Origin of the sequence: Vibrio sp. 10N.261.54.A5 (assembly GCF_041471145.1) — a bacterium.
Classification (GTDB): Bacteria; Pseudomonadota; Gammaproteobacteria; order Enterobacterales; family Vibrionaceae; genus Vibrio; species Vibrio crassostreae_C.
Genome location: NZ_JBFRNU010000029.1, coordinates 1 through 20,112, shown reverse-complemented (window position 1 = coordinate 20,112; position 20,112 = coordinate 1). Strand labels below are relative to the sequence as shown.

Sequence of the window (20,112 nt, the reverse complement as noted above, 5' to 3'; positions counted from 1 at the left end):
CACCTTCAATAGGTGGCTTATAGAAACAAGCAATAGAGAATAGACCATGAGCAATAAGGTTATCCTTGTTGTTCTAGATGGACTGAACTATCAGGTAGCCCGTGATTGCATGGGCTACCTGAACGGTCTTCTAGAGCAAAGTGATATGTATGAGAAACAGGGCGATTTGCAGACAAAACAGGGCGATTCGTACAGTAAACAGGGCACTTCGCAAAGCACGCAAAAAAATAAGCTGCGCGCCACGCTTTACCCTGTGCAGTGTGAGCTGCCATCTATGTCCCGTCCACTGTATGAGTGCATTCTGACCGGTGTTCGCCCTGTCGAGAGTGGCATCGTCAACAACCAAATCGTGCGTTTATCGAATCACGAGTCGGTATTTAGCTTGGCGAAGTCGCAGAACAAAGTGACGGCAGCTGCGGCTTACCATTGGGTGAGCGAGTTATATAACCGAGCGCCATTTGATGCAGTACGCGACCGTTTCACCAACGATGAGACCATGAACATCCAACATGGTTGTTTCTACCACTGGGATCACTACCCAGATGAAGCCTTGTTCTTGGATGCAGAGCACTTGCGCGTCACTCATCAGCCTGATTTCTTGCTGATTCACCCAATGAACATTGACGACATGGGACACAAGCATGGGCTGGATTCTCGCCAGTACCGTAATAGTGCTCGTGGCGCGGATATCTACCTATCGAACTACCTTGAGAAATGGGTAAATGATGGTTATCAAGTGATCATCACCAGTGACCATGGCATGAACAATGACTTGTCTCATGGTGGCATTCTGCCTGAAGAGCGTGAAGTGCCTTTCTTTGTGATTGGCGATAAGTTTACACACCAAGAATGTTCAGTGAAACAGACCGACATCTGCGGCAGCGTGTGTCAGCTACTCAACCTTGAACACGATAAATCTTACACCCAGGAATTGTTGGCCCTATGAGCAGTTCTGTAATCACGCAGAGCGGTGGCTCTGCGCTTCAACCTAAAACCAAATCTTTGTTTCAACGCCTCAAGCCTGCTTTGTGGCTTGCGCCTTTCGCATTGTTTTTCTATCTGTTCCAACTGGCACCTATGGTTTGGGTGCTGATCAACAGCTTCTTCTATGACGACGAACTCTCTCTCGAAAACTACGCTGAAGTGTTCGATTCTGCCTTTATGATGCAGGCTTTTGGCAACAGTTTATGGTTGTCGATTTGGTCGAGCATTGTTGGCTTAGCGATTGCGACTTTGCTCGTTTCTTCACTGCGCCGCGTTGATTCTAAAATCCGCGATGCGGTGATTGCTTTCACCAACATGAGCAGCAACTTCTCTGGTGTGCCTCTGTCGTTCGCATTCATCATCATCTTGGGCACCAATGGTGCGATTACCTTATTGCTCAAGCAGTATGGATTGCTGGGTGATTTCGACCTTTACGGCAAGTGGGGCTTGCTGGCGATTTACATCTACTTCCAGATCCCATTGGCGGTGTTGTTGCTCTATTCAGCGTTTGATGCTCTGAGTGACGACTGGCAAGCAGCTTCGGCACTGCTTGGCGCGAAAACTTGGCAATACTGGACCAAAATCGCGCTGCCTGTGTTATCTCCGGCTTTGTTCGGCACCTTCATCATCTTGATTGCTAATGCGATTGGCGCCTATGCGAGTGTGTATGCCTTGACCTCGGGCAACTACAACGTGATTACGATTCGAATCGCGAGCTTAGTATCAGGCGACTTGTTCCTAGAACCAAACCTGGCTGCTGCAATTTCCGTGATTCTGATGGCGATGCTGGCCTTCATCACAGTGATTAACCAATGGCTGATCAGTAAAAGCTACGCAGGGAAGAGAAAGTAATGAACACCGTAAATACTCGCTTTCATAAAACCGTGGTCTATTCGATTGTCGGCATCATGATGATCCCGATCTTAGCGACCTTTATCTACTCGATCTCTTCTCGATGGGGCGCAACGATCCTGCCGGATGGCTTCACGTTAGATTGGTACATCAACTTGTTGACCGATCCTCGCTTCTTACAAGCCTTTGGTCGTTCACTGTTTATCTGTGTGGCGGCACTGTCATTGAGTGTGGTGTTGGTCTTGCCTGCGATTTTCGTGGTGTTTTACTATTTCCCGAAACTCGACAAGGTGATGAATATCCTGATTTTATTGCCGTTCGCAGTACCGCCAGTAGTTTCGTCAGTCGGCTTGCTTCAGTTGTATGCCGATAGCGAAATATCACTGATTGGCACACCGTGGATCTTGATTGGTACTTATTTCACCATCGCGCTGCCATTCATGTACCGCGCGATTGCCAACAGCTTTGAAGCGATCAACCTGCAAGACTTGATGGATGCAGCACATCTGCTCGGTGCAAGTACCACCAAGGCGTTCTTGTTGATTATTCTGCCAAACCTTAAGAAAGGCTTAATGGCGTCATTGTTCTTGTCGTTCTCGTTCCTATTGGGCGAGTTCGTGTTCGCCAACATCTTGGTGGGTACACGTTACGAGACACTGCAAATCTACCTATACAACATGCGTCAAACCAGCGGCCACTTCACGTCAGCCCTTGTGATGACGTACTTCCTGTTTATTTTCTTACTGACTTGGTTGGCAAGTCGTTTCAGCCAGGGAACAAAATAATGAGCTATGTAAATGCGAAAAACCTCACCAAGCGCTTTGGTGACAACACGGTGTTTGAAGATATTGAATTTTCCATCGAGAAGGGCGAATTCATTACTCTGCTTGGCCCAAGTGGCTGTGGTAAGTCGACTCTCCTGCGTAGCTTGGCAGGCCTGAATCCTGTTGATGGCGGCGAAATCTGGGTTAATGGTGAGGAGATTACTCATCAAGTACCGCAACAGCGTGGCATCGGCATGGTGTTTCAATCTTATGCTCTGTTCCCGAACATGACGGTTGAAGGCAACATTGCGTTTGGCCTTAAGATGAAAAAGCTTGTTGCTGACGAGATTAAACGTGAAGTCGCGAAAGTGATTGGGCTGGTGGACTTAACGGGCAAAGAAAAGTTCTACCCGCATCAGCTTTCGGGCGGACAGCGTCAGCGTGTCGCCTTGGCAAGAGCCTTGGTGGTCAAGCCGCGTATTCTGCTACTTGATGAACCGCTTTCAGCACTCGATGCGAAGATCCGAAAGCACCTGCGCCAACAGATCCGAGATATTCAAAAAGAGATGAACCTGACCACGATCTTCGTGACCCACGATCAAGAAGAGGCGATGATCATGTCTGACCGCATCTTCTTGATGAATAAAGGTGAGATCGTACAAGCAGGCACACCTGAAGAGATATACACTCAACCTGCCAATGAGTTTGTTGCTGGCTTCATGGGGCACTACAATTTGGTGCAGGCGAACAAAGCTAAGCAGCTGTTCAACATTGAAACTGAGTGGAAGGTGGCGATTCGTCCTGAATCTATCTACGTTAAAGAGCAAGGCCGACAATATGGCGAGCATATCTCCGCGCCGAAAACGGGCACCATTCGCAACCACCAATTGCTAGGCAACGTGATTCGCTACCAAGTGGATGTCGATGAATGTGAATTAACTGTCGATTTACTTAACCGTTCCTCTGAGCGACTGTTGGCAAACGGCAGCCAACTTGAACTCCTGTTTAACCTTAACGAAATTCAACCTGTGAGAGCCTAAGATGTTCAAACCTTTGTATGTATTTGATATGGATGAAACGCTGATCAATGCCGATGCAGCGATGCTCTGGAATGAGTTCTTGGTTGAAAAGGGCATTGCCACAGCGCCCAACTTTATTGAAGAAGATAAGCGCTTAATGGGCTTGTATTCGGAAGGCAAACTGAACATGGAAGATTACCTCACGTTTTCCATGCAGCCTTTGGCCGATATGCCAACAGAGCAAGTCACCGCCTTGGTGGAAGAGTGTGTTGAACAGCATATTTTGCCTAAGCAGTTCAAACAGTCGAAACCTTTGATTGAGCAGCTTGAGAATGATGATATCGACATGTTGATCATCTCAGCCAGCGTCACTTTCCTAGTAGAAGCGGTCGGCCGCAAGATTGGTATCGAGAACGCCCTCGGTATTGATTTGATTGAAAACCAAGGTCGTTTCACGTCTCAAATATCAGGCGTTCCAAGTTACCGAGAAGGTAAAGTGACGCGTTTGAAAGAGTGGTTAGACAATCAAGAAACTAACTACTCAGACATTCACTTTTATACGGATTCAATCAACGACTTACCTTTGTGTGAACACGCTGATTTTGCTTACCTAGTAAACCCATGCCCGCGTTTGAAAGCACTGGCTGATCAACCGAATTGGTCGATTCTCAACTGGGATTAACGCGAACCTTATATTCGATTTAGGTTCGTTCTAGAACTCATCAAGCCGCTGACTACAGCGGCTTTTTGATTCGTATTATTCTATTTCTAGTTTGTAACCTATCCCGTAAATGGATTTAATGTAGTCACATTTTTCATTTATCGAGACCATTTTTTTGCGTAAGTTTTTAATATGGCTATCGATAGTGCGATCACTGACCACTCTTCTATCGTCGTAGATTTTATCAATCAATTGATCGCGACTATAAATGCGGCCAACATTTTGATAGAGAAGGTGCAAAAGCCGAAACTCAGCTGGCGTTAAACTTAGCTTAATACCACATAGGACGGCGGTCATACTCAATTCATCAATATCAATGGCGTTCGTTGTTGACGTGGCTTGGGGCTTGTTGGAACGGCGCAAAATATTTTTCACCCTCACAACCACTTCTCTCGGGCTGTACGGCTTACATATATAATCATCTGCACCCAGTTCAAGCCCAACGAGTCGATCAATCTCTTCGACCTTGGCTGTCGCCATAACCACTGGGATGTCACTGAACGTTCTCAGCTCTCGATAAATATCCAACCCGTCTCGATTGGGTAGCATGAGGTCGAGAATAATGAGTTTAGGCGATGCTTGCTTTACCCAGTCAATGACAAGGTTACCATCGATAATATGATGACTTTCAAGGCCAGAGTGCTCTAAGTACTCACACAGTACACTTGCTAATGCAGGCTCATCTTCGACGACTAAAATCACGATTTTATTTCCTTTGGTAACGCTATGATGATTCGTAGTCCACCCAATTCTGAGTGGTCGGCAGTAATGTGTCCTTGGTGCGCTTCAACGATATTTTTACAGATAGATAAGCCAAGCCCAGAACCGCCACTTGAGCGACTGCGCGATTTATCAACGCGGTAAAGCCTCTCAAACAAACGCGGAAGTGATGCATCAGGTACACCTGGATCACTGTCTTCAACGTTGATAATAATACTATCACTAATGTCGGTAACATCTATCGATACATGCCCATTATCGCTAGTGTATCGTGCGCTATTTTCCAACAGATTCACAAACAGTTGTGTCAGTAATCTCTCATCACACGAGGTAAACAGTGGGGCTGAATGGTCATAGTGCTTTGTTAATGTGATGTTTTTTTGTTCTAAACGGATCGAGTTTTGAACGATCACAGAATCAATCAGTTTATGTATATCAACGTTGTTTTTAACATTGAGGTTAAATCCGATGTCATACAGGGAGAGTTGGTGAAGATCCTCAACGAGTTGACCCAACGTGATGATTTGTTGATGTAACGAGTCGATGTATTTTGGCTCAGGAGATCGGATACCGTCTTGTAGCGCTTCTAGTTCACTTCTTAGCACGGTGATAGGCGTTCTAAGTTCATGTGAAATATCCGATAACCACTGTTCTCTAAGTGTTTTCTGTTTTCTTAGTGTTTCGACTACACCGTTGAATATTCCGATGAGATCGGACAATTCATCATTGCCGCTTTTTTCAATGTAGAAATCGAGATCGCCATTTTCGATAGATTTGGCACCTTTCGACAAAGCACGCAATGGTTTCAAAAATCGCCTAACAAGAAATAAAGCGATAAGGAATGAAAGCAACACGGTAATCGAAGCGATAGTGCTTACATGCGTCGTTTGTTGTTTGAAAAAGCTTTCTGCCAAAGGCCCTGATATTTCATCCATCTGGACGATGGAGATATACCCAATCACTTGATCATCCCGTGTTATTTCGACTAGTGCTTGATGCTGACCATCTTCAAGGTGATGTAGGTTTTCAGGCGGTCCAATTATAGCTCGCCCGTTTTGATCTAAAATGTTGAGTCGTTGCCAAATAGGTTGAAGATCTGGCGCTTCCGGCTCTCTTAATGGTGGTGGCGATGGGTGTCTGTCACGAGCATGTGGTCGTGAGGGGCCACCAATGCTGCTGGCGATTAAATGTGGTTCACGTTCTAGCCGCCTCCACTTTTCGGAAGGTGAGTAATATTGCTTTAAGTTATTGGCGAGTTCTTGAGCTAGGGCAATCTCATTATTATTTGTGAAATCTTGGAGCCCTCTTTGAAAACTGGAGTTAATAAAATAGGTCAGTACAAAGAGCATGGTCACGCATACCATTAGTATTGAAACAAACAGTTTAGTGAAAATTGATATGCGCACGTTCTCTCCAGAAGTTAAAGTGAATTAGGACAGTAAAATGAATTAAGACAAAAGTGAGTTAAACCAATATTAGTCACCAATCGTGTGGGAAATGTGGACATTGATTTCTTTATTCATCTTAGGCCATGTATAAGCATCTTTTTGTTAGAAACGAATAGCGAGCTGACAGGGTGCTATATCCCATCAGCTCGCATTGAATTATCACTATTTTAGGATAACCCTCTAACCATTATTGACGTCTTGGTGGTGGCGGCGGAACTTCCTCTTCCGATAGACCACCGCTTCCATCTGCGTCTAGTTTATCAAAGTCATCGGCGAGTGGACCTCTGAGCTCTTCTAATTGTAATTCGCCATCACCGTTTGCATCCATTTCTTCAAAGCTTGGCATTTCTCTTGGGCCTTCACGGCTTTCAGCACACGCTTGAAGCGCGAATGTCGATGTCAGTAAAAGTAATGCTGTCGTGATTTTTTTCATAATTTAATTCCTATTCGTAACCAAATATAAGTGTATTTCTTTGACGCAAATAGGTTAGCGATCAAATTAGCAGAGAAAATGGATAAATCTAGGAGATGAAAGTTAGCGTTTAACTTTAATAGGGCATCAGTTCATCAGCCCATCAAGTCAGGTTGTTTAAACCTCCATTGTTTCTACATAGTTTCCACATTTTCTATTTTTATCCTAGTCCACTATTGAACTCATGAATTTAATGCCTTTAGCAATAAAGGCAGAAAGCTATCGTTGGTATTGAAATGGATTATTTTTTAGGAGCCGTAGAATGAAGGCAATGGTAAAAAAATCAGTCGTTGTCTCTTCTACGTTGTTGGTTGCTTCTTATAGTAACGCTGCGCTTTATAGGGTGGTTTTGGAGGAATCACCAGTAGAAACTGAATCGGTGTATGGGGTCGCAGTTGAACCAGAGCTTGGTACAACGGATTGCTTTAGTACCAGTTGTGGTGACACCGATTACGCATTCGCAGGGGAAGCTCAAAATGCAGAACCAGGTTTTTCCTTTAAAGAGGAGGTCCCTTTTGGTATCGATAACACGTTCTACTATTTGGATTATGACGATATCTATAGCTACTGCACAAGTGAACTTGGCTACGCGACTTGTGAAGCTTGGAGTTCTTTGTTGTGGTATGGCGATGAGGATGCAGGCATTGGAGGCTTGAGAAATGAGCGTGATGCATATTACGAGCTGAGCTATCAGACAAATTCCACGGCTTTCTATGACTCTTCTTCGTTAAGTGATATCCCTGATGTTGGCAGTAATCCACCTGATGTGAGCAGTTATAGTTATTCCTTTGTTGATGGAACAGAGGAGAAGGTGATCACTAAAGTTGACGAGAATGGTTTTGTTCTTGGTAACACCAGCAGTGGTTATTACAGCTATAACAACCAATATATTCAGTTATATAGGCAGCGTGGTTACTACGATACAGGCACTGAATTTACAGTTCTCCAACCTGAAGCCGATACCAGCATTACGATCAGCGATGCTGACGGCGAAGCGAATATAATCTCCCAAATGGGAAGAACGATGGCTTTTGATTCTTTCAGTTATGGAGGGGAAAGCTATGTGGTCGGAAGCGCGTCCGTTGCGACTTTTTATTACAGTGATGAGTATAAAGATTATGACTCTCCGTACACATCCGACAGTGATGCAGAGGATCTAGATAATTGTATCGATGAAGATATTGAGCCTGCTTTATATCCAGAGTGTCAGAACTTTGCTTTTGCTAATCGAGCTTTTGTCTGGAATATAACCGATGCGAATGGCCCCAATGATGATGGAAACCGTTTCTCAGTATCTGATTGGGAAACCAGTTCGACCTATTACTCTTACAACGATGATGAAGCTTCAGCACAGGCGAGTGTGAGGGCTGCAACGATTTCATCTAGAGGGACATATAGCTCTTATCCTGTTTTAGTCGGTTACAATACAGAGCTAGATGATTCTGATAACTTTCTTATGCAGGCTGCTGTGTTTAGGCCAAGCAGTACGTCAAATTTCAGCGTTTCGGAAAATGCTTGGACGACGACATTTATCGCTAATGCGACGGTAGAAGTGAGTGATTCATACATTCACAGTAATTCTGTCGCAACAGATATTAATGAAAACATGATGGTTATTGGTTATGCAAAACGAGATGGTGATTATCCGTCGGATCGTGTGTCTGACAATCGTATGTTTGTCGCTGATGCGAATGACACAACGCCAACAGCTACATTCTTCGCAAGTTTAGGTGAAGACATTTTCTTTGATAGTGCAGAAGGAAAAGCAAGTGAGATCAATAATTACAATGAAATTGTTGGCTATGTTGACGCAGAAACTCACTCTGAAGTAGACGGCCATGAAAGGAGGCATCGCGGCTTCATTTTCCCTTACAACGACATTGGTACCGATGCTGATAGACGTGCAAGATATAATGATCAAGCTTGGTGGTTAGACGACCTAACTAACGGTGGTGACTACAGTGATGCCAACAACCACTTTAGAATATTGGACGCAACCGACATTAATGATGCGGGTGTTATCTCAGGGACGGCAATACAATGTTTTGCGAGTGAAAGTAGCTCCTCTTCTATGGCTTATGATTCAACCGCGCACTTTGCATATTGTAATGATGGAGTAGGTGACGAGAGGGTGGTGGCTGTGAAACTTATCCCGATATCTGGAGCAACAAGTGAAGACATTGCTGAAAGAAGTGATGATAGCGCTGAAGATGTTGAACGTAGTGGTGCCGGTACCGGGTTATTGGTGCTTATCAGTTTGATGTCCGTGCTTTCTATGCGTTCAAGAGTATCTCGTCTGTAACTTTTTAAATTGATGAAGTTCAAAAGTCGCCTTCTTTTTCCGATAACATCGAAGGCGGCACTAAGTCGATGTTATCCCTTTCGCTTAAAAGTCCACATGTAACAATTCAATAACATCTCTTGCTTTGCTGTAAATCAAACCACCACTCTTCAATCCCTTGATAGCACTCACTTTCCTGTTGTGAGGGTTTGTATGTAACAATTATTTTACAATTTGACGGGTTTTTAGCGTTATTGCCCATTTCCTTCGATGCATTCCAATCTTTCCGCTTGTGGGCCAAATTTAATTAAGGACAAAAAACACGTAATACAAAACCAATAGGTACAAGGAGAAAGTTCATGGTGGATACATACAACCCGCTTGGCACGGATGGATTCGAGTTTGTTGAATACACGGCCGTTGACCACAAGGGAATTGAGCAACTTAAAGCACTGTTTGTGTCACTTGGTTTTGCTGAGGTCGCCAAGCATCGCTCAAAAGAGGCTTGGCTGTATCGACAAGGTGACATCAACTTCATCGTTAATGAACAACCGCACAGCCAAGCGGAAGCGTTCGCTAAAGTGCATGGGCCATCGGTCTGTGGCATGGCTTTTCGTGTCAACGAAGCGACAGCAGCAATGGAACAAGCGTTTAAGGGCGGCGGTGAAGAGTACAAAACAGAAATAGGGCCGATGGAGCTGAGTATTCCTGCCATTTACGGCATCGGTGAAAGCCTGCTCTATTTTGTGGATCGTTATGGCAAGCAGAGCATCTATGACGTCGATTTCCGATTCTATGACGATGCGGAACAGCGCATGGCCGAAGCCAATGTTGGCTTGTATGAAATCGACCATCTCACGCACAACGTGAAACAAGGCAATATGGATGTTTGGTCTGGGTTTTATGAGCGCATCGGTAACTTCCGCGAGATTCGCTACTTCGACATTGAAGGCAAGCTGACAGGCCTTGTGAGCAGAGCCATGACCTCGCCATGTGGCAAAATCCGCATCCCTATCAATGAGTCTTCAGACGACAAATCACAAATCGAAGAGTTCATCCGCGAATACAACGGCGAAGGCATCCAACACATCGCGCTCGCAACGGATGACATCTACAAAACCGTGAAAACCCTGCGTGATCGCGGCATGGACTTTATGCCAACCCCAGATACCTATTACGAGAAAGTCGACGAGCGTGTGAAGGGCCACGGTGAAGACACCGATCTGCTGCGCGATTTACGGGTTCTGATTGATGGCGCGCCGACCAAAGACGGCATCTTGCTGCAAATTTTCACACAGACGGTAATTGGGCCTGTGTTCTTTGAAATCATTCAGCGTAAAGGCAACGAAGGCTTTGGTGAAGGTAACTTCAAGGCGCTGTTTGAATCGATTGAAGAGGACCAGATTCGTCGAGGAGTATTAGACGATGCATAAATGGATCTCGTTTCCTCATCGGGAGGGGGTGTGCTCTAAACAAGCGCACGCCGACTTCCCCGAAGAGGCAATTTATGAGCGAGAAGCGGGCCGAAGTGGATTCTTTGGCCCTGCCGCTCACTTTCATCACCAGCATGCCCCAACAGGTTGGTCGGAGTGGGAGGGTGATTTACGTCCTCGCGCTTTTGATTTTACGCTGGTGGAGAAAGCTAGCCAGATAACCCCTTGGGCGGTGCCTCATCTTTTGCACAATGCGGACTGCAAAATCCGTGTGTGGCGCATGGATGAGAAGATGGATTTCTTGGTGCGTAATTCTGACGGTGATGAGCTGCTGTTCATTCACCAAGGTAGTGCAGATCTCTATTGCGACTATGGTCATTTAGAGGTGAGTGAAGGGGATTACGTGATGATCCCGCGCTCAACCAATTGGCGCTTGGAGCCAAGTGAGCCGATGTTCATCTTGATGATTGAGAACACCGACGCGGCTTATTCCTTGCCTGAGAAGGGCATGGTCGGCAATCACGCGGTGTTTGATCCAGCGGTTCTTGAAATCCCGTCGATCAACGATCAATTCCGCGCTCAGTACTCCGAAGATCAAACCCAAGTTCAGGTGAAACGCCACGACAAAGTCAGTGTGATCACTTATCCATTCAATCCTTTAGACGCGATTGGCTGGCATGGCGACTTGGCTGTGGTGAAAGTGAATTGGCGCGACATCAGGCCGCTGATGTCACATCGCTATCACTTGCCACCTTCTGCCCACACCACCTTTGTGGGGGCTGGTTTTGTGGTGTGCACCTTTGTACCACGTCCGATTGAGAGCGATCCAGGCGCGTTGAAAGTACCGTTTTATCACAACAATGATGATTTTGATGAAGTGCTTTTCTATCACGCAGGGGACTTCTTCAGTCGCGACAATATTGAAGCGGGCATGGTGACCTTCCATCCGGCGGGCTTCACGCATGGACCTCACCCAAAGGCTTTTAAAACGGGTCAGGCGCATAAGAAGAAATTCACCGACGAAGTGGCGGTGATGATCGATACTCGCCATGCGCTGCAGTTCTCTGATGAACTCGATAGCGTTGAGAACAAAGAATATGTCTACAGTTGGCAAGACACGGGTTTGCAAGAGACAGGTTCTCAAACCATGGCTGACGATAAGAAGTAAGGGACAAGGATGAAATTAGCAACCAAGAAAAATGGCACTCGCGACGGTCTATTGATGGTCGTAAGTAAAGATCTTAAACAATGTGTAGCTGCCACCGAAATTTTCCATGCGATGCATCTAGCGCCAACCATGCAGGTAGCATTGGATAACTGGGACAGCGTTGCACCTCAGTTAGAAGATTTATACACCTCGTTAAACAACGGACATGTCACAGGCAGTGAAGTGTTTGCACCTCAGTATTGTGAATCGCCTCTTCCACGCGCTTATCAATGGGCAGACGGCAGCGCTTATGTAAACCACGTTGAACTGGTGCGTAAGGCTCGTGGTGCTGAAATGCCAGAAAGCTTCTGGGTTGATCCACTCATGTACCAAGGCGGCTCAGATGCGTTTATCGGGCCGCGTGACAATATTGAGTTTGCCAGCGACGAATGGGGTATTGATTTCGAGGGTGAAGTTGCGGTTGTTACCGGAGATGTGCCAATGGGAGCCAGCGCCAAGCAAGCGCATGATTCGATTCGTTTACTGATGTTGGTGAACGATGTGTCACTGCGTGGCTTGATTCCAGCAGAGCTCGCGAAAGGCTTTGGCTTTTTCCAGTCTAAGCCTTCTTCGGCGTTCTCCCCGGTCGCAGTCACACCTGACGAGCTTGGCGAACAGTGGAAAGGCAGCAAGGTACATTTACCGCTGATATCGACCTACAACGACCAGCCTTTTGGTTGTCCGAATGCCGGTATAGATATGACTTTCAATTTTGCAGAGTTGGTTGTGCATGCAGCTAAAACTCGACCATTATCGGCGGGCGCGATCATAGGTTCAGGCACGGTTTCTAATAAACAAGGCACTGACCATGGCACCTCGATTTCTGAAGGTGGTGTGGGATATTCATGTATTGCTGAAGTACGCATGATAGAGACGATTCGTGATGGTAAACCGTCGACTCAATTCATGTCGTTTGGTGACTCGATCAAGCTTGAGATGCTTGATGCGGCGGGTGATTCCATTTTTGGCGCGATAGACCAAAAAGTGAGCCAGTATCGAGCGCTATAATCCACGTAATAGGGTTTCAGTATGAGCGAGAGCATCGTGAACAAGAACATTATACTTTACGGTTACTGGCGCTCTTCGGCTGCCTATCGGGTGCGTATTGGATTAAACCTAAAGCAACTCAACTATGAGTCTAAATCGGTGCACTTGGTGCGTAATGGCGGCGAGCAGCATGACCCACAATATCGTGAGCTCAACGCCAGTGAATTAGTGCCCGTGCTGGTGGATGGTGAAGTTCAACTCAATCAGTCACTGGCTATTCTTCAATATCTCGATGAACACTATTTGTGTGAGAGCAGCCCTGACTCCTCGTTCATTCCAGAGCAAACACCGCTGCGTTATCAAGCGTTGGCTATGGCTCAGGATATTGCGATAGAAATTCACCCTCTGAACAACCTGCGCGTGTTGCAGTATTTGGAGCGAGAATTGTCTTGCGAGCAAGAGGCAAAAATAGACTGGCTTCATTATTGGATGAGCCAAGGTTTCTGTGCTTTAGAAGAGAAGCTTTCTAAGCATCGTCAAACACACGGTGATTCGGTGTATAGCATCACCGATTCACCATGCATTGTCGATATCTGCTTGGTGCCACAGGTGTATAACGCGCTGCGCTTTGGCGTTGATATGTCGCCGTATCCGTTGATTAACTCGATTGTTGAAGCGTGTAATCAGTTACCCGCTTTTATTGGGGCGATGCCAGAGAACCAAGCGGATGCGAATGAGTCCATGTAGATTCACTGATGTAAATGCAAATACTCTTCCCTTGCGCTGCCAAAACCGCTTCTTGAAAGAAGCGGTTTCCAACATTAAATATATTAAATACAGTTAGTGTGTGAATATTTATCTCGTTTAGAACTAATATGGATTTAATAAAAAGCCTTGTTATTAATTAAAAGGCTTTACCCCAAGGTTTTATATTAGTGGTTTTTATCACTCGATAATATTAGTAATAAACAACACCTTCACCTTTAGTAATCAGAGTACCAGCTTCATTGGTAATTATTTTATCTAAATCAAATAATGAACCAATCGCCGCATTACCCAAGCCAGCTTCAACGAATTTACAAACGGCATCAATTTTTGGCCCCATAGAACCAGCAGGGAATGAAAACTCTGCTAAACCAGCAGGCGTTGCTTGCTTCATTTCTGCTTGGTCTTCTTTACCATAGTTACGGAAAATCGAACCATCGGTTAAGATAATAAACAAGTCGGCATGGATTTTTTCAGCCAGTAATTCAGCCGTAAGATCTTTGTCAATTACGCACTCTACGCCAGTACTCTTACCCTGTTCAATACTCACGGGAACGCCGCCGCCGCCACAAGCAATAACAAGGTTTTCTGTATCTAGAAGAGTTTCAATTTGCTGAATTTCAACAATGCTTTTTGGCATAGGAGAAGGCACAACGCGACGGTAATACTCGCCATCAGCTTTAAACTGCATTGTGCTTTGAGCCATTAACTCTTTAGCTCGTTGCTCTGTATATACAGGGCCAACAAATTTAGTTGGGTTAGCAAACGCAGGGTCTTGTTTGCATACTTCCGTTTGCGTGACTAGCGTCGCTACGTCTAATTCAGGGTCAATGTTTCTTAGCTCTTGTTGTAACATGTAGCCCACCATGCCACAGGTTTGAGAGCCGAGCACATCCATTGGGTACGGGGTCGTCTCTGGTGAATATTCGCTGTAAGCTGCGTTTTGTTCCATCAACAGACCAACTTGTGGGCCATTACCATGAACGATAACAATCTCATGCTCGCGTGCAATTGCAGCAATACTCGCTGCGGATTTGATTATATTTTCACGTTGGTTCTCAGCCGTTAATGCTTGGCCTCTTGCTAAAAGAGCGTTACCGCCTAAAGCTAATACTATGCGCATGATAATGTCTCCGATCATTTTATAATGATTTTATTTTAACCGCTTGTTATTTCTAGTTGGATTCAAGCTTATTAATAACAATGACTAGGTTTTTAATTACTCTTAAGTAATTAACATACCGAGATAGTATGGGAAAATAATCGTCCTAAATGTGATAGTTATCAAATTATTATTTCACTAGAAATGGAGCTGTGGAAATAGGAGTTATTGCAATTCGATTAAATATCCATAAGCTTGGATACAATCTAGCGGTGGAGGCTTTTTTGGTATGAATGATTCGTCTTTAGTGAATATTATCTCTGGCTATAAAATGATTAATTTTCTATTTTTGTTTTAAATATGATGAGCAGATCGCATTAAGAGCTTTAGAAAAGGCACGAAGCCAAACTGATGAGAGGGTTCATGAGCTTTAATAGTGGCTTCGATTCGGTTTTCAATCGGCTGCCTTTACTCTAGGTGTTATCTGACAGCCAAATGAAAATCGGAGATAGTTAGCCACTTTCTAAGGCTCAACACTAAAGCGAAACAACACTCTTTATCTCTTCCAAAACCTCGGCGTTAGCGATAGCCCCGAGGTTTTCTACATTTTTGCCATTGATCACCTGTTTCACAGCCAACTCCACCAGTTTGCCAGATCGTGTTTTTGGCACATCGCTGATCGCAAATATCTGGCTTGGCACGTGTCTTGGCGAACAAGAGGATTTGAGTTTGCTTTTGATGGCTGTCAGTAACTTTTCATCTAAACTCACACCTTGCTGCAGCTGAACAAACAGCCATACCTGTTCATTGCGGTCGATGTTTTTACCGACTGCTATCGAATCGATGATGCCGTCAATGGTGTTCACTTGCTGATAGATTTCGGCCGTACCAATTCGCACGCCACCGGGGTTGAGTGTGGTGTCGCCTCGCCCGTAGAACAGGTAGCCGCCATGTTCGCTCTGTGCGACTTCATCACCGTGATGCCACACATTGTCGAACCTATCCCAATAGGTGCTGTGATAGCGCTCTCCGGTGTCATTCCAAAAGCCAGCGGGGAAGTTGGGTAGGGAGTTGGTGCATACTAATTCGCCACGTTCGTGATCGACCTTTTGACCAGACGAATTGAACACCTTGATGTCGACGCCGAGCCCGGCCTGTTGGCACTCACCGCGATACACAGGCGAGATTGGGTTACCCAAAACAAAGCAGCCACAAATATCCGTGCCGCCAGAAATCGACGCTAAATGCAGGTCTTGCTTGATGTGCTTGTAAACGTAATCGAACTGCTCTGGGTAAAGCACAGAACCCGTCGAGCACAGTGTTCTTAATTGAGGCAGAGAGTGGCTGTCGATTGGTGAGAGTTCGGCTTTCTCAATCGCTTCTATGTACTTGGCTGAGGTGCCAAATGTCGATACGTCAGCACGCTGCGCTAAATCCCATAGAACGTTAGGTTGCGGGTAAACCGGGCTACCATCAAAGATAACCAAACAAGCACCGCTGGCGAGCGCAGATACGTGCCAGTTCCACATCATCCAACCACAAGTGGTGTAGTAGAACACGCGATCTCTTGGTTTAATATCGCAATGAAGCTGATGCTCTTTTAGGTGGTTGATGGTAGTGCCACCGACAGAATGCACTATACATTTGGGTTTGCCTGTGGTGCCGGAAGAGTAGAGTACAAACAACGGTTCATTGAAGCCGACACGAGTAAATCGAAGAGGTTTTGTCTGATAGTGATTAATGATGCTGTGCCAGCTTAGAATCGACACATCATGTTTAACTTTGTTTTTCTTTAATTCGTTCTTCTCTAAATCGCTCTTCTCTAAGTCATTACTCGGTTTCAAATAACCGATCTCACACACCTGTTTTAATTCGTTTAAGTGTTCGATGATTTCACGGTTCTTGCCCGCCATATCGAACGTTTTGCCATTGAAGGTGTAACCGTCACAGGTGAACAGCACCTTAGGTTTCACCTGTCCGAATCGCTCAATCACACTCTCTACTCCAAAATCAGGCGAGGTCGATGTCCAAATCGCGCCTAAGCTGGTGGCGGCTAGCATGGCTATCACGGTTTGTGGCAGATAGGGAGTATACGCAGCAACTATATCACCTTGTTTCACTCCGCTATCGACAAGCCATTGCTGAACACTAGAGACAGCTTCACACAGGGTTTCCCATGTATAACTCTGTTGTTCGCCACGTTCATTCTCAAACCAAATCGCAAGCTCATCAGGCATGGTGTGTGCCAAACGCAGCAAGTTCTCGGCGTAGTTTACTTGTGCATTGGGAAACCAAACCGCATCACGGTTCGATTTAGGCTGCTGCCAGCGGCTCCCACCTTGAGCTTTGATGGTCTCGCTTTCTGCCTTGTTAATAGAGTCTTGTGAGCCGACTACTCCACAAAACTGCCATACGTTTTGCCAAAATGATTCCGGATGTTCCACAGACCATTGATGGAGTTCGGTGTAGCTTTTTACGTCCCTATCTAGGTTTAACCCAGACTGTTCAAGGCTATCGATAAATCGGGTTAAGTTGGCATCGGCGATACGCTGCTCGCTTGGCTGCCAAATGGGCTTATTGCTTTCGTGCATTCCTTTACCTTTAACAAAAAGTTAACGTTTTCAGTCTGGTATTTAGGTTTTACAAAGTCAAAAGTTCAGCAAAATAAGTGTCTGGCGGAATTGTGTAAATAAAATGTTACACGATCGCTTGTTTCGAAAAATCGCGCAAATTGGCGCTTATAAGGAGTGGAGATAGGCTTAAAGTGAGACATTCGAAAGGAGGTGTGTAATGACTCAATATCATTCTAAGCCCGTGAGCCAAGAGGGATGGGTTGAGTGGAGCCTCGAAGAAGATGCCATTTGGCACGACTTGGTGAAAAGGCAACTGGACGTCATTAGTGACCGCGCATGCGATGCTTATTTGCACGGTTTGACCTTGCTGGATCTACCATTAGACAGAGTTCCTCAGTTGCCAGAGATAAATAAAGTGCTAATGGAAACAACCGGTTGGCAAGTTCAGCCTGTGCCTGCATTGATCGATTTCGACCGATTCTTTGATTTGCTCGCCAACAAGAAATTCCCAGTTGCGACATTTCTGAGAACGCGAGACGAGTTCGATTACTTACAAGAACCTGATTTCTTTCATGAAATTTTTGGTCACTGTGCCATGCTCACCAATGCCGACTTCGCGGCTTTCACTGAGCATTATGGAAAACTAGGCCAAGCCGCCACATCCAAACAGCGCTCTTATCTTGCCCGTTTGTATTGGTTTACGGTCGAGTTCGGTTTAGTAAAAGAGGGGCAAAAACTGAAAATTTATGGCGGTGGCATTCTTTCGTCTCCAGCGGAAACTATGTATGCGTTGGGAGGGGATTTGGCCGTTCGCGAGCGGTTCGATCTGCAAACGGTTTTAAGAACGCCTTATCGTATCGACATCATGCAGCCGAAATATTACGTGATCGACGAGCTATCTGAGCTCTTTAAAATCAGTCAGGAAAACCTATTACAGCAAGCTGATCTCGCCATCGATGCGGGGTTACTACCACCACTTTTTGAACCCAAGGAACCAACACATGTTGAATGAACAAAAATGCGAAGCCTGCAGTATCGACGCGATTGCCCTAAGTAAAGATGAACAACAATCTTTACTGTTGGAGTTGTCCGACTGGCAGATCATCGAAAGAGACGGCATCCCGCAGCTTGAGAAGGTGTTCAAGTTTAAGAACTACAAGCAAGCATGGGCATTCAGCAACATAGTGTCAGAACTGGCAGAAGAAGAGTTCCACCATCCTTCGATCTTATTGGAGTGGGGCAAAGTCACCGTCACTTGGTGGAGCCACTCAATCAAAGGCCTGCACAAAAATGACTTCATCTGCGCCTCACGCTGCGATGTGTTCGCGGTGAGTGAATAGTTTTGTAGGTTAGGAGTTACTCTTGCAACCTCTGTGATGCGATTAACTCATTATTCGGCTCATAATGTGAGTTGAATAATTGCCTTAAACAGCTCATAGTATGAATTGAATAAGTGATACTTTCGCATCATGGGGCGTAATATGTGGATTTGGCAGCAAGATAATTGGCCAAACTTTGTTTGGGATAATCAGAAAATAGGCGTGAGGTTAAGAGAAGTTCGGCTTAATCAGGGCATTTTATTGGGTAAGATTACCTCCCAGTCGGCAGACCAATCCCAAACCATGCTCGACACCTTATTAGCGAACATAGTCCATTCCAGTGCGATTGAGGGAGAAAAGCTGAATGCCTTCTCTGTTCGTTCTTCTTTAGCCAACAAACTTGGCGTGAGTGAAGAGCGACCTTTTCCTACGACAGAACAAACCGATGGTTTAGCTGAAATTATGTTGGATGCGGTGCAGAACCTAACAGAGCCACTAGCGCTTGATAGGATCTTACATTGGCACGATAGACTGTTTCCTCAAGGCTACACCATGTTTAATCCTGTAGTCGGAGGTCAGCTACGAGGTGAAGCTCCGATGCAAGTGGTATCAGGAAGAATTGATCGTCCAACCGTGCACTTTGAAGCACCTAGCCGATACATTCTTGATGCTGAGCTAGATACATTTATCACATGGTTTAATGATTCACTTACCGACGCTACACTCGATCCGTTACTTAGAGCTGCGATAACTCACCTTTGGTTTATCACCTTACACCCGTTAGATGATGGTAATGGTCGTATTACTCGATTGTTGACCGACTTGGCATTAGCACAGGCCGAGCAGCAGTCGGTACGTTTCTATGCGATGTCGGTGGGAATTCTCGCTAACCGCAAGCATTACTACGAGATATTGGAGCGAACCCAGAAAGGGGGACTCGATATTAGCGAATGGTTGATGTGGTTCTTAGATACGTTAGACGAGACGTTTACAGGGGTTTTCGCTGAGGTCGACCAAACTGTATATAAGACCAACTATTGGCGTAGCATCGACCAAACCAAGCTTACGGCAGAGCAAGTAAAAGTGTTGAATAGGATGCTCGATGGTGATTTTTCAGAAGGTATAAATGCTAGTCAATATAAAAAGGTAGCAAAGGTAAGTAGTGCCACTGCAACACGTCATTTGAATGCTTTGATTGAGCATGGCTGCTTAGTTAAATCTGGTTCTGGTGGCAGAAGCACGCGCTATCTGTTGCCGGAGTAGGGCTTAGGCTTTCACTCCCGTTTCTATGTTAAAAGCTGCCAATGTTCAGGGTGAATGTTGGTGTTTTTTTGTGTCTGGAGCAAATTACACGGGCTGGCGCTAAGTCAGAGTAATCTTCATTTCAATAGAAAAGATATTTGTTTTAACATAGTAAATTATGTATTACTAATTGATATTATTAAATAATGTTATGCTACTCATC

General features: G+C 45.3%; 18 protein-coding genes. 13 read left to right on the top strand and 5 right to left on the bottom strand.

The window, feature by feature from the left end:
* Positions 1-46 precede the first annotated feature (46 nt).
* Genes AB4329_RS09545 through AB4329_RS09525 form a run of 5 tightly spaced genes read left to right on the top strand, consistent with a single transcriptional unit; the run spans position 47 to position 4,301 of the window.
* Positions 47-946, top strand: coding sequence for an alkaline phosphatase family protein (locus tag AB4329_RS09545; protein ID WP_136982544.1), 900 nt, complete (start codon positions 47-49; stop codon positions 944-946).
* The gene (locus AB4329_RS09540; RefSeq protein WP_372138146.1) at positions 943-1,836 is read left to right on the top strand and encodes an ABC transporter permease; all 894 of its coding nucleotides are present in this window, start codon (positions 943-945) and stop codon (positions 1,834-1,836) included. Before AB4329_RS09545 ends, AB4329_RS09540 begins: the two co-directional genes overlap by 4 nt.
* The gene (locus tag AB4329_RS09535) at positions 1,836-2,621 is read left to right on the top strand and encodes an ABC transporter permease (protein WP_108155998.1); all 786 of its coding nucleotides are present in this window, start codon (positions 1,836-1,838) and stop codon (positions 2,619-2,621) included. Before AB4329_RS09540 ends, AB4329_RS09535 begins: the two co-directional genes overlap by 1 nt.
* Complete coding sequence (locus AB4329_RS09530; protein WP_102544201.1) at positions 2,621-3,640, top strand: ABC transporter ATP-binding protein; 1,020 nt, start codon at positions 2,621-2,623, stop codon at positions 3,638-3,640. Before AB4329_RS09535 ends, AB4329_RS09530 begins: the two co-directional genes overlap by 1 nt.
* Before the next feature lies 1 nt (position 3,641).
* Positions 3,642-4,301, top strand: a complete 660-nt coding sequence (locus tag AB4329_RS09525) for an HAD family phosphatase (protein ID WP_017091954.1) — start codon at positions 3,642-3,644, stop codon at positions 4,299-4,301.
* A gap of 75 nt (positions 4,302-4,376) precedes the next feature.
* On the opposite strand, the gene AB4329_RS09520 is transcribed toward AB4329_RS09525, so the two are convergent.
* From AB4329_RS09520 to AB4329_RS09510, 3 genes are all read right to left on the bottom strand, one after another.
* Positions 4,377-5,042 (bottom strand): response regulator, encoded by a 666-nt coding sequence (locus AB4329_RS09520; protein ID WP_017094156.1) that lies wholly within the window; start codon positions 5,040-5,042, stop codon positions 4,377-4,379.
* Positions 5,039-6,409 carry an ATP-binding protein gene (locus tag AB4329_RS09515; RefSeq protein ID WP_372133762.1) on the bottom strand — a complete coding sequence of 457 codons (1,371 nt, stop codon included), beginning with the start codon at positions 6,407-6,409 and terminating at the stop codon, positions 5,039-5,041. Before AB4329_RS09515 ends, AB4329_RS09520 begins: the two co-directional genes overlap by 4 nt.
* Positions 6,410-6,695: 286 nt before the next feature.
* Entirely contained in the window at positions 6,696-6,941 is a 246-nt protein-coding gene (locus AB4329_RS09510; protein ID WP_010432281.1) for a hypothetical protein, read from the bottom strand.
* Positions 6,942-7,242: 301 nt separating this feature from the next.
* On the opposite strand from AB4329_RS09510, the gene AB4329_RS09505 reads away from it, so the two are divergent.
* From AB4329_RS09505 to maiA, 5 genes are all read left to right on the top strand, one after another.
* Complete coding sequence (locus tag AB4329_RS09505; protein WP_372138143.1) at positions 7,243-9,282, top strand: DUF3466 family protein; 2,040 nt, start codon at positions 7,243-7,245, stop codon at positions 9,280-9,282.
* Between the two features lie 338 nt (positions 9,283-9,620).
* Entirely contained in the window at positions 9,621-10,694 is a 1,074-nt protein-coding gene (gene hppD, locus AB4329_RS09500; RefSeq protein ID WP_108155996.1) for a 4-hydroxyphenylpyruvate dioxygenase, read from the top strand.
* Complete coding sequence (locus AB4329_RS09495) at positions 10,687-11,862, top strand: homogentisate 1,2-dioxygenase (RefSeq protein WP_372138141.1); 1,176 nt, start codon at positions 10,687-10,689, stop codon at positions 11,860-11,862. The genes hppD and AB4329_RS09495 overlap by 8 nt, the downstream gene beginning before the upstream one ends.
* A 9-nt stretch (positions 11,863-11,871) precedes the next feature.
* A complete protein-coding gene (locus AB4329_RS09490; protein WP_372138140.1) occupies positions 11,872-12,909 on the top strand; it encodes a fumarylacetoacetate hydrolase family protein in 1,038 nt (345 codons plus the stop codon).
* A 21-nt stretch (positions 12,910-12,930) separates the two neighbouring features.
* Positions 12,931-13,635, top strand: coding sequence for a maleylacetoacetate isomerase (maiA, locus tag AB4329_RS09485; protein ID WP_372138139.1), 705 nt, complete (start codon positions 12,931-12,933; stop codon positions 13,633-13,635).
* Between the two features lie 211 nt (positions 13,636-13,846).
* Here maiA and AB4329_RS09480 read toward each other — a convergent pair whose 3' ends face one another.
* Positions 13,847-14,776 carry a carbamate kinase gene (locus AB4329_RS09480; RefSeq protein ID WP_372138138.1) on the bottom strand — a complete coding sequence of 310 codons (930 nt, stop codon included), beginning with the start codon at positions 14,774-14,776 and terminating at the stop codon, positions 13,847-13,849.
* A 515-nt stretch (positions 14,777-15,291) separates the two neighbouring features.
* The gene (locus AB4329_RS09475; protein WP_372138137.1) at positions 15,292-17,346 is read right to left on the bottom strand and encodes an acetoacetate--CoA ligase; all 2,055 of its coding nucleotides are present in this window, start codon (positions 17,344-17,346) and stop codon (positions 15,292-15,294) included.
* A 199-nt stretch (positions 17,347-17,545) separates the two neighbouring features.
* On the opposite strand from AB4329_RS09475, the gene phhA reads away from it, so the two are divergent.
* The 3 genes from phhA to AB4329_RS09460 all read left to right on the top strand — a co-directional run bounded on the left by phhA (position 17,546) and on the right by AB4329_RS09460 (position 19,910).
* Positions 17,546-18,340 (top strand): phenylalanine 4-monooxygenase, encoded by a 795-nt coding sequence (gene phhA, locus AB4329_RS09470; protein ID WP_372138136.1) that lies wholly within the window; start codon positions 17,546-17,548, stop codon positions 18,338-18,340.
* Positions 18,330-18,668 (top strand): 4a-hydroxytetrahydrobiopterin dehydratase, encoded by a 339-nt coding sequence (locus AB4329_RS09465; RefSeq protein ID WP_371725521.1) that lies wholly within the window; start codon positions 18,330-18,332, stop codon positions 18,666-18,668. Before phhA ends, AB4329_RS09465 begins: the two co-directional genes overlap by 11 nt.
* Before the next feature lie 141 nt (positions 18,669-18,809).
* Positions 18,810-19,910, top strand: coding sequence for a Fic family protein (locus AB4329_RS09460; RefSeq protein ID WP_372138134.1), 1,101 nt, complete (start codon positions 18,810-18,812; stop codon positions 19,908-19,910).
* Positions 19,911-20,112: the final 202 nt, after the last annotated feature.